The organism is Pseudomonas sp. AU12215, from assembly GCF_001675465.2.
GTDB classification, from domain to species: Bacteria; Pseudomonadota; Gammaproteobacteria; order Pseudomonadales; family Pseudomonadaceae; genus Pseudomonas; species Pseudomonas nitroreducens.
This window is the reverse complement of the sequence record NZ_MACM02000124.1, coordinates 1-2,348: the sequence shown is the minus strand read 5'-3', so window position 1 is coordinate 2,348 and position 2,348 is coordinate 1. Positions and strand designations below refer to the sequence as shown.

Genomic DNA, 2,348 nt, shown 5'->3' with positions numbered 1-2,348 from the left:
CTTGAACTCGGGGCTGTATCTCTTGCGCTTGGACATGAACACTCCTTCAGCTCAGCGTGAGCTTACTCGAAAGTGTCCGTGCTAACGGGGTAGAACCCTGCTGAGCCAGCCAACGACTCAGCGATACGTCCAAAACCGGGTTGATCACCTCATCGTCGATGAAGCCCAGGACATGAACGGCATCCAGATCGCTTTGCTGAAAATCCTCGCCGGCGACAGGGCCAAGGTTATGCTCGTCGGGGACGAAGACCAGGCCATTTATGATTGGCGCGGTGCGGAGCCCGACTACCTCATCCGCGGCTTTGAGCAAGACTTCCCGGATGCCACCCGTTACACCCTGCCGCACACGTTCCGCTTTGGCCATATGCTTTCGATCGCTGCCAGCCAGGTGATCACACGCAATACCAATCGCAACCCAAAGATCAGCATCTCAGCCGAGGGTACTCCACGCACACGTATCCATTGCCTGCCACTGGCACTCGGGCTGACGGACCTCGGAGAGCACGTAGCGGAGCTGCTCACCACTGGGGTGAAGCTCCAGGACATTGCCGTGCTGGTCAGGACCTACGATCTGAGCGTCACCTTGGAGTTGGATCTGCACCAACGAGGCATCCCTTATCACGTCTATGGCCGACCACCGCTGATGCGCATTCCGGAGATCAGCGCACTGCTCGGTGTTCTCCAACTGGCTAGCGGCCGGTGGAAAAGCATGGAAGCCGACCAGCTCCGATACGTCATCAAGAGCTTGCTGCACCGCCCTACCCTCTATCTGGACAAAGCTGCAGTAAACCGTGTTGTAGAGTTCGTCGTGCGCCAGCCAGAACGCCTTGTTGAGGCCATCCGCTCGACTATCACTCTGCAAACCAAAGACTTTCAAGCCAACCAGGTCCGTGACCGAGCGGACTTACTCGAGATCCTGGCGACCGCCACCGATCCCCAGGAGAAGGTGCTTACCGTCCTGGACCGGTATCTGCTGGCAACGGAATTCGAACGAAATATCGAAAAGCAGTCTCCCACTGCAGATCAAGCTGCGGCGGTCATGGCCAACATCCAGGCATTCCGGCTTATCGCCAGCCGACATGAAGGTAGCATCGATGCGTTTCTGGATAGCCTCGACCCGCTTATCGACTCATCGACGATAGAGCCTCCCACAACACCTCACGTGTGGATCAGTTCTATTCACCGAGCAAAAGGGGCGCAATGGTCGAGGGTATTCGTACCCGGTGTCGTGAGAGGTGTCATCCCCAGAGACAACCTAAGCGCCGACGAAATCGAGGCAGAGCGCCGGCTGTTCTACGTAGCCATCACCCGCGCCGTCGATGAGGTTTTCATTGCTCACCCCAACGACCTGGAGTTTCAGCGCAGCCTGGAGCGCCCGGATATCACTGAAACACATCCGGAGGCGAGCTCCGTGTCTCGCTTTCTCTGGGAAATGGATATTGCCTTGGCTCGGCATGCAGGAGCCGCTGTCGAAGAAGAACGCTTCGCGGCCCTTGGAGAGGTGGCGCGCCCCGAGATCGCCAATACTTATTTCGCGACCTTTCTCTTCTCGAAAGACTGGCGCTATGCAAAGCGCCCCCAACCCTCTTCCCCCACGTCCAAGGGAACAAGCCAAGACATCTTCGGCGCGGCAAAAGGAACGCGGGTTGTTCACGCCATCTTCGGGAGGGGAACCATCGACAAATGGATCGACGATCGCGTACTACGAGTCGTTTTTGACGATGGGGATACTCGTCTGCTGGTGGCCAGCATGGCGCCGCTGGAGATAGCGCCGGCATAAAGTCGGCACTCTAGATCAGTAAGGGCTTCACTCTGCCCTATCCCAGGTTTCGTAGACACGCAATGACCGCACAGGCCGGATTAGGCCATCCTCACACGACTGCAATGGGTCGGTAGCCGCCTCTCACCTGGGGCAGCAATCGGCCCGAAGCAGACCTTGTATACAGCGCAGACACGTGCTCTGTGTGTAGGTGTCTGTGTCATGGAGCACCAGAGTACCCGGCCCGGTCTAGTCGATTCGTTGCACAGACGCCCCCGCCGGCGTAAGGAGGCCGGGGTTACTCCTGGTCTGTGCACTTGGAACTTGTGTTTGTCGAGCCAGCAAACGATTAACCATCTAGAGGAAGGCCCCGACCTTATTGCCCCACTCAAAGCACAATGATCCATATCAACAAATCGGCAATTAATTACTACAACAGTCTGTTGCAGACATCGCAATAAAAATGCCTTGTCGTTTCCAAGAATCACTTCTAGTTGGGCGGTTGCAGAAGCTGAGTGCAACACGGTTACTGGATTGAAGCAGGTGCATCATGCTGCAACGCCACTACCTCTGTCATGACCTCAATCGG

Annotated in this window: 1 protein-coding gene; it reads left to right on the top strand. The window is 56.7% G+C overall.

Annotated features, from left to right (window positions below; genetic code table 11):
- The first annotated feature begins 97 nt into the window (after positions 1-97).
- The gene (locus A9513_RS16345) at positions 98-1,780 is read left to right on the top strand and encodes an ATP-dependent helicase (protein WP_369690184.1); all 1,683 of its coding nucleotides are present in this window, start codon (positions 98-100) and stop codon (positions 1,778-1,780) included.
- Positions 1,781-2,348: the final 568 nt, after the last annotated feature.